Source organism: bacterium, assembly GCA_021108215.1.
Classification (GTDB): Bacteria; Oederibacteriota; JAAXVQ01; order JAAXVQ01; family JAUVAV01; genus JAIORK01.
On record JAIORK010000058.1, the window covers coordinates 1 to 9,977 of the forward strand.

General features: G+C 51.0%; 2 protein-coding genes. Both read right to left on the minus strand.

Annotated elements, in window-relative coordinates:
* On the minus strand, nucleotides 1-2,872 hold a 2,872-nt coding region (locus K8S19_13505), incomplete at its 3' end, for a hypothetical protein (protein ID MCD4814694.1).
* A gap of 485 nt (nucleotides 2,873-3,357) precedes the next feature.
* Nucleotides 3,358-9,960, minus strand: a complete 6,603-nt coding sequence (locus K8S19_13510) for a hypothetical protein (GenBank protein ID MCD4814695.1) — start codon at nucleotides 9,958-9,960, stop codon at nucleotides 3,358-3,360.
* Nucleotides 9,961-9,977 lie beyond the last annotated feature (17 nt).

Sequence of the window (9,977 nt, forward strand, 5' to 3'; positions counted from 1 at the left end):
GTTTGGGTGTCATCCCGGTTGCCAAAGCCAACATACGATTGGCTGCATTGTGATAGACCGTGGGATTTACGCCGACAACCGAAGGCACAGTTCCCAGTTGGCACTGCATATTCACACCGGAAAAAGCCCGGTAAATCGTTGCCTGGCCGTACCAAATACCATTGGTAAATGTGACGCGTTGCGGACTGATAACCCTAAACGGTTCCTCATAATCAGCCGATGTAACCAGATTGGCCTGTCCATTGAATGTAATCGCAATAGTCGACCCGGCATCAGCATACGCTGTAATCGAGAGGTTGAATGGCACACCCGAAGTCAGATTGTTCGGCAGACTCGCTGCACCGTAACCGGTCAACACAAATCGATTAATGGTAATGGATGTTATAAAATACGGGGATGTATAATCATCAATACCCGCTATATCATAGTCAGCTGTCAACTTGTAGGAATCAGCAGCATTAAAAACCACTGCGACAATCGTATTCCCCGCATTGAAATTCCAGTCCGTATTATGAATATTGGTTGTAATCGGGTCACTTTCCATATCAAAAGGCCCGGTAGAGCTAATCTGGTTCCACCAATCATCCGTGGCGTAAACAGTGACATAAAACGCTGTTCCCAACTGCTGCGCATCCGGGGTCCCGTAATAACCGCCCAAAGAATTGCCATCGCCGCCACCCACGCCGGGCCGGTATTCCAAACCCGGCACAATCATAAACACCTTTTGATGTGTATTTGCATTAACGTCAAAGGATGAACTAATTCCGACGATGCCCGTACCATCTGCATTTTGCGATACTGAAATTTCAACATCCGTACCGGCACGATAAACCAGCATATTATGCGACCAGACACCACTTGAAAACCCCGAACTGACTGTCCAGGTCACACCTGTCGCGGTCCCGTAGGTCGGTACGGATAATACCGATTGTTCAGGATTATGATAATCCAAATCAGGACAGGTCACATACACCGGACCGGTAAAGGATGTAACAATATTTTCATATTCATCACGAGCTGAGATATTGACATTGAAAGCCGAGCCTGCCGTCTGCGTCCCGCCAATATTCCCAACTGTGAAGTGATCCAACGAGGTCGCCAAAACATTAAAATAATTCGATTGTCCCGGGATCGGGGCCGCACCTGTGCACTGTAATTGTTGTTGGTTTGATCCGCTGTAAGCTGTGGTTAAAACCATATTAAAACTCGTTGTACCATTTGCCAATGTCTCGGTCGCAGGGAGCGTTGCGCCTGCATCTGTCCGTTCCAAACTGTTATTGATATCGCCGGTCGAATAAGTACCACTGGTTAATTGATTACCGTATAAATCTGTTGCATACACCACAACAGGAACTGTGCTGCCCGCTGTCACATCATTGGGCGAGCCTGACCGCCCGAAACCATCTCCTTGGTTTTCTCCAGGATGATACGACTGACCCGGCATAATAATAATGTAGCGGTAAAGCGAAGTCGTCTGGCTCGCTTCAACATTAAATGTTCCTGAATCATCGTCAATTACGCCATTGTCCGCTCTGATTCCAATAGTGAACCCGGTACGATAGATGGTATAGGTATCTGTCCAATTACCGTCACTATCAAACTCCGAACCTGCAATCGAATTAGGTGAATAGGAGCTGGCATCAAAATCGCCGCCTGAATTGGCAACCAAACTAACCGGTCCGGTCACACCGCCGGTCGATGTACATGTATTCCCATAAGCATCATAGGCTGTTACCACCAATGAAAAACCCGTGCCCGCATACTGCGGTGATGCAATTGTGCTAAATCCAAAGGATGCATGTGCCGCGTGCGTCAAAGGCACGGTTTCAGTATCCGAGGTCAAACCACCGGTTGCCGTGAGTATTTGGCTGCCCGTAAGCACCCTGCGCAAATCAACTGTATAATTTGCAACACCGGCAGTCAAATTAGCCGGCCCGGTGATAGACCCGCCAAACCCCAGGTCCGTCGCGCCGAGTGCTACCGCAGCAGTTGACGAAACGCGGTTCCAGTATGCATCACATGCATAAACATCGGCTGCAAATGGCGTTCCCACGGTCTGGGTACTGATGCTGCCGGTCACACCGCTTCCGCCATCCTCCCCCTCACGTGCTGTTTGACCGGGTCCCATCACAACAAAACGACTCGCAGCACCGGCGCTGACTGTGAAACTTGAAGATGTTGTGGCGGTAACTGTTCCCGGATCGGGAGAAAAACTGGTGGCTTGCAGTTGAATACCGCCGCCACCATAAAAAAGTTGAATTCTGGGATACCCGACACCATTGGTAAAAGAAACCGTATCCAATGTGCCGGTGTTGGCACCATTGACACCGCCGTTGAGTGCCCGGAAAGAGGCGGTCCCATTAAAAGGCGTGACAGTAGCATTGGCATTGTCGCGGGCTGTGACCGTCACATAATAAACATCACCCGCAGTCCACGTGCCCGGCAATGTATACGAAAATTTATCCCAGTAAAAAACATGAACGAGCTTGGTTCCCACCTGAATGCCGACCGGATTGTTGGTCCCGGTTGAAATGGTCACATCAGCGGTTGATCCGGGGGAAAGCGTTGTCACAAAAGGCGTATACCTGCAATTGTTAACCGGCGTATCCTGGTCCAAATTTTGTGCACCTGATGCAGGATTGAAGGTGGCCGAACTGGTTGCTGTCATCGTCACCAAGGCATACGTTGTGATATAATTCCAACTCGAATCATCAATCGAGCCTATTTCCAGATTAAAAGAAACATCCGCAATCTGGTCACTAGCACTCCCTGAAAAACCCGAGCCATGTGTGTAAATCTCACCTGGCGCAACAATCATCAGCCGATTCGCCGCTGTTGCACTCATGGTTGTTGCAAAAAATAACAGACCCATCAGCACACATGTTTTAAATGAGCATAAAATATGCCTTAGTAATTTAGTTTCTGGCATTGGCCTTATTCCTTTCAAATTATTTGACATTATGGTTCAGAAGGAATTAACATCATTCAATTATACAGAATGCAATTATAATGTCAATTCTAAAACTACTTATTATATGTATTTTTCGGCATTCTAAAACAAATATTAATACCAAAAAAAATTTTTAAACTCTTTTCTTCTTTTTTATAATCCCCTCCTTAGTTTTTATTGATTGAACAGCTACTATTTTTAAAACTCATAAAATTCAGTGTGCGATACTTTTAAAATAAAAAACAACAATAGATTCCCTATTTTCGTAAATCCCAATTGCATAATGCCTTAATTTTTAGGCATTCCAACCCTGTTCACCTCATACTATTCTCGAACTAAATAATTCCATAAAAACTAAAAAAGGAGAAAAGTAAAAATACCCCTCTCCTTTTTTAGTAAATAATTATCTATCGAACCAGGAATATCTTCCCGATATCTTTTTCGCCATCCGGTCTATAAATAATATACAAATAAACTCCATGGACACTATCGGAACCGGATTCATTTTTTCCATCCCAGGTAATACGGCGACCGTTTCCAGTATAACTTCTGATCAACTCACCGGTAATCGTAAAAATCTTCACCTTTGCCCGGTCAGGTACATTTTCAAATTTCAGAACATTACCAAATGATTTTTCAGGGTTAAACGGATTGGGATACACCAGTAGTTCCCTTTCCGGGTGCGGCGTCAAACTAGGTGAGGGCGTCGGGGTATACGTCGGGGATTGTAAAATAGTTGCGGTTACAGTTATGGAATGCATTGGCGTAGGTATAATCGTCTGCGTTACGGAGGGTGTAGGCGTAATGGTCGAAGTCGGTGAAATCGTAAAGGTGGGCGTCATTGTCAATGTCATTGTTTGGGTCTGACTAACTGTCGCAGTTGGAGTCAGGGTCAGGGTTGGCGTATGGGTATTGGTGGTTGTCCAACTGGGTGTTGCGCTGGCGGTTTCAGTAATAGTCAGCGTTGGCGAAATCGTTGCAGTCATGGTAATTGTCGGCGTCATGGTAATTGTCGGTGTGATGGTCGGCGTATAAACAGGACTATGCGTTGTTGTCATTGTAATGGTTCCTGTCATTGTAATGGTAGGACTGGGCGTGGCAGTATGCGTGATGGTTTGACTCGGCGTAGCGGTCGGAGTTGCGGTCCGGGTAGTGGTAAAAGTCATGGTCGCAGTCGGGGTCGGTGTAACCGTCGGGCTCGCGGTCAAGGTGGCAGTATACGTCGGCGTCGCGGTCGGAGTGGCGGTATATGTCGGGCTCGCGGTCGGAGTGGCGGTATATGTCGGACTCGCGGTCGGAGTGGCGGTATATGTCGGGCTCGCGGTCGGAGTAGCCGTATATGTCGGGCTCGCGGTCGGAGTAGCCGTATATGTCGGGCTCGCGGTCAAGGTGGCAGTATACGTCGGCGTCGCGGTCGGAGTGGCGGTATATGTCGGGCTCGCGGTCGGAGTGGCCGTATACGTCGGGCTCGCGGTCGGAGTAGCCGTATATGTCGGGCTCGCGGTCGGAGTAGCTGTATATGTCGGGCTCGCGGTCGGCGTGGCTGTATATGTCGGGCTCGCCGTCGGCGTGGCTGTATATGTCGGGCTCGCCGTCGGCGTGGCAGTATATGTCGGGCTCGCCGTCGGCGTGGCTGTATATGTCGGGCTCGCCGTCGGCGTGGCCGTATATGTCGGGCTCGCGGTCGGGGTATGGGTCATGGTCACTGTACACGTCGGCGTGGCCGTCGGCGTATGTGTCGGTGTAGTCGTCGCGGTCGGGGTCGCCGTATACGTTGGTGTATGCGTCGGTGTTGCAGTATAGGTCGGCGTGGCCGTCGGCGTCGGGGTATAAGTTGGTGTGGCAGTATAAGTTGGCGTAGCAGTCATGGTGGCAGTCGCAGTCGGGGTCGGTGGTGGACCGACCGTAATTGGTGATGATGTCCCTGTGATATCACTATCCACGGTATCTGTTGAAGTAATCACAAATGGTCCAGCAGCAGTATTCAAGGTTGCTGTAAAAATTTTCACCCCACCATCGCCGATCAGGAAGGTATAGTCAGTCGGAAGTCCTGCGGCACCATCCGTCGATGTAAAATGAACCGTACCCGTATAATCACTCACTGTCTGGCCAAAAGCATCACGCGCACGCACCTGAAAAGTAAAGGGCCAGGTCTGCATGACATCGCCGGGCGTCGTCAGGGTAAAGCTTACGCTGGGAACAGTAGTAATGATGCCGCTTGTTCCGTCCATGGTGGGGTTGTCCGAAGAGGCGCTCACTTGATGCGCAATCCCATTGGTTATTTGTGTAGTTAAAACAGTAAATGCCTGGCCATCAGTATCAAGCGTTGTATTTAAAGCACTCAAAGAGCCATTGGTTGTGCTGAAAGTAATCGGCACATTGGCAATCCCGGCGCCATACTCAACGCTGGTAACCGAATTGCCGTCCTGGTCCACCATCTGGGCTGTCACACCCACCGTATTTCCCGCAGCTACTGAAATATTATCCATAGGCCAAACCCTGAGGAAGTAGCCGGTTGAGACACTCACCAGGTCAGTATCATCCACAAGATTGCTAGTGGTTTCATGTGCAGTAATCGTGCAATGCTGGGGCACAAAATTGCGTACCAGCACATCGGCATAGCCGCCGGCATCCAGTGTCACGGTCAGACTGCCATACCAATTACTGCCGGAATCGTCGGAATATTCCACATCCTGTCCGATTGACCAGGCCGAGGTGTACAACAAAACCTGATCCTGCCCACTAGGTGGCGGCGCATAATAAGTTTGGCCGCCACTGGTGTAAATCGAGCGCACATAGAGTGTTCTTTCCGAACCTGCCGGCATTGACATGGGATTGGGCAGCAGAAGGATTTCGTCCGCTACCAACGATCCCGACACTGTCACTGTAAATGACTGTAATCCCGGCGAACTGACAACCACATAATTATTGCCTGCCGTTGTGCTGGTAATCAAATTGGAAGTCGTCTCCCCCTGCGCATTGGTACTGCTCCCGCTCGAATCCATGGTCGCGGTCCCGCCTTGGGCAGTGGCCACAAAACCGATCCAGCGATCCTCAATCCGGTTACCATAAGCATCGGTCACCCGGGCGGTAATCGTGGTCGAAGCGCCGGGGGGCGAGACAGCACTATGCGCTGACCAGGCTGTCAATATGGCCGGCACATTGGGTATGATAGTGGCATACGCCAGACCACTGGTAATGCCGCCGGCCGAAGCGCAAAGCGTGGTGCCAATCGCAACCACAGTATCGCGGTACCATACATAGCCTGTTCCGTTCACCAGATTCATGGAAACCGAGGTATGCCATGTACTTCCCTGGTCATCTGAAAATTCCATAGTTACCGAGCTGGATGTCAAGCTCACCAAATCAGTCGCATAGGTCAAATTGTTGCTACTGTCTTTAGCCTGAATCGTAATTGCAAAAGGAATGCCGGCTGTGGTGGTCGAATCAACCGGCACTACAGCCAGGTGATCGGCCGGCGCATTGTTGACCACTGCCAACGCGGTCCCTGAGGTCAACCCGGTGGCCTGGGCCGTAATGGTTGAAGATCCGGCAGCCGCATCACGGAAAAGCAAGTTTACCGGTGTCAAAGGTGTAATCAAAAGCTGGGATGTCCAGATAGTTCCGTCACTGGAAAATTCCATTGTGCCGGATGTCGAGGTTAAGGTTATGCCGCGCGCATCGGAAATAAAGTTGCCATTGCCATCTTCCACCTGAACATTAATCAACGCACTCTGTTCGGTCAAAACACTCACCAGATCAGGTTCAATATCGATTTGGCCGGCGCTATCGGAATCAAAATTCACATTAAGATATTTTACAAACGGTCCCGCCTGGAAAGCCACTTGTGAAGATCCGGCAGCAACGGATTTGACCGTGGCAGTTACCAATCCTGAGCTGTAATCAGTCAGTCCTGCTTGTTCCGGCGCGATATATCCCATGTCCACAGTATCTTGTGAGCGGTTGGTCGTGAAACCGGCCAACGCATATCCCACAGCCGTACTATCATCAGCCGCGGTCATGGTAACCGAGAGAAAAGAGCGGTCAGTGTTGTCCGCTACGATGCCTGAATCAGGATTGGCAAAAACATCAAAATTTTCTGTCACATAAGCATAATTATTGGTTGGTGCTACATCCCCGCCGCGCCAAGAAGTTCCGGTAGCAATTGCATTACATTCCGCGACCACGCCGCCGCGCGGTAAAGTGTCGTCATCCGAGAAGATGGTGGAAATTGTCTGTCCGGAAGAATTAGTGAAACGCACATTGTCAAAATACGCATTGAAAGTGCCCATGCGGTTAGACGGCGCCCCGTTCCAGCCCCGGTTGCCCGTATCCTGTGACAGGTAAATATAGCGGTAAGACTGGCCGCCCAAGGCGCCTATGTCAAACCGGCGGTGGTACCACTGACCATTGGCATAATCGCCTACATAAAAAGAAGGATGTGAGCGAACACCATTTTGATCCACAATATACGTTTGCGTAGCCTGTCCGTAATCACGCAAGGTTCCAAATGCTCCGGTAATATCCAAACCGCAATAAAAGGATGAGGATTGGGAAGGAATAAAGACATCGTATTCCAAATAGGCATTGTTTGGGAAAGCAGCTCCGGCCGGACCTTCATTGGCAATCTCGACATAGACGTAACTGTACTCCAACTCAGTTGGCAGATAGGATGTGAGCAGCATGGGTTGTGAATACAAAGCCGCGCCTGAGATTACATTGACAATCGCATTACCGGTAATTGTATTGGCAACTGTGTCTCTGACCCACAAGGTCTGGTTGGTACCGGTCGGCGAGCCTGTATTCAGTGTGAGGGAGAAAATACGCGATCCAAAATCCGAGACCTGATAGGTATAATTGGCCGGCAATGCGGCCGCTGCATCAGAGGAAGTGATGGTCACTGTACTGTAATAATTAATGACCGTATTGTCATAAACATCCTTGGCTGTCACCTGAATCGTGAACGGCTGGCCCTCATTGGCATTGGCCGGGGCTTGAATTTCAAAATGGTCAACCATAAAAGCATGCACTGTAATATTGTTCGAAGTCCCGGTAATACTCGAAGTCACTGTATCGGTCGCACTAACACTCCGGATTCCCGAAGTATTCATTGTCACCATAAACAAACGCACGCCTTGATCGCTTAGCTGGAATATATAATCCAGTGGCAGATTGGCCGCCGGATCGGTAGAGGTAAAGAAAACCGTACCCTGGTAATTGATAGCAATATTATTAAATTGATCCCGGGCGGTAACACTTACTGCAAACGCTTGACCGGCCCAGGCCTCTGCCGGCGCGGAAATGGTGAAAGAGACCGCACTGCCGCCGCCAACTTGTATGTCGGCAAACCCGGTCACCGCCGGCATAACAGTATCAGTCGCCGTCAACCGCTGCGTTCCCTGGTTGACCAGCACAACATTGGGGAAAAAATGCACACCCTGATCTCCGGCAGTAAACAGATAGTCGGGCGGAAGCGCACTATCGCCATCCGTGCAGGTAAATTGGATTGTTCCCCGATAGGTCGTGGCAGTAGCACCCCATTGATTTAATGCTGTAACCGTGATGCCAAACGCGGATCCGGCAGTCACACCAACCGGCGCTGCAACCACCAGGGAGGCATACGTCTCAGTGGGCGTGGCCGTCGGCGTTTGCGTCGGGGTTTGCGTCGCAGAAGGTGTCGCGGTGGGGGTCGGGGTGGCAGTCGGCGTTGAGGTCGGCGTAGCTGTAAACGTCGCACTGGGGGTGGCGGTTGCGGTCACAGTCGGCGTCGCACTTGGGGTCGCGGTATACGTCGGCGTATAAGTCGGGGTGGCGGTTGCGGTCACAGTCGGTGTTGCACTCGGGGTCGCGGTATACGTCGGCGTATAAGTCGGCGTGGCAGTATACGTCGGCGTATAAGTCGGCGTGGCAGTATACGTCGGCGTATAAGTCGGCGTGGCAGTATACGTCGGCGTATAAGTCGGCGTGGCAGTATACGTCGGCGTGTGCGTCGGCGTGGCAGTATACGTCGGGGTCGCGGTATAGGTCGGCGTATGCGTCGGCGTGGCCGTATACGTCGGGGTCGCGGTCGGCGTAGCAGTGTACGTCGGCGTATGCGTCGGCGTGGCAGTATACGTCGGCGTATAAGTCGGGGTCGCGGTATACGTCGGTGTGTTTGTTCCGGTCGCCGTCAGTGTCGGTGTGGCTGTATAGGTTGGCGTGGTGGTCGGCGTGGCAGTATACGTCGGGGTCGCGGTCGGCGTGGCAGTGTACGTCGGCGTATAAGTCGGTGTGGCCGTATACGTCGGCGTCGCGGTCGGCGTGGCAGTACATGTGAATGTCGGTGTGGCGGTCGGGCTGGCTGTATAGGTTGCCGATTGGGTGGGCGAGGCAGTTTGCGTCGGGGTGGGGGTTAATGTAGCCGAATGAGTCGGGGTCACGGTTGAAGTAGGCGTGGGCTCGTAGTACGCAATCACCAACCCATTTAAACGCGGAGTCACACCCGGATCATTGCTTGAAAAATTTGCACGCCAACGCAGATCGGTCCCCAAATTGGCAAACGTGTGGGAAATACCCGAAGATACTTCCTCCCAATTGCTCCCCCCGTCCGGCGAAAGATAATAGGTAATCATCTGCCCGTTTAACGTCTCGTCGGCCGTCAAGGTTGCCAATATCCAATAATTCCCAGTGGTGGCAATGGTAACGGATTGTGCCTGTGCCGGCGAGGAATATAGAGGACCGTATTTATTGATACGGGCATCATCACCGCCGATCACCCAGTGTTCCCCCGACCAGCCTACACAATTGATGGTCGAGGTCCCGTATTTAATCAGATTCCCCGACTCATCGCCGGTGCTTGATCCATTGTAACGGTTTAGCTTGGCCGAGGTTCCGCCGATAAACCAATACCCCCCGGCATTATTGTAATCCACACAACGCACATCCGCTGTGGAAAAATTTGAAAGTGTAATGGAAAAAAATGACCAGATCACGGGTATCAAACGCTTGCAGGTCGCATTGGATCCGCCCACCAAAAACTCACTCCCAT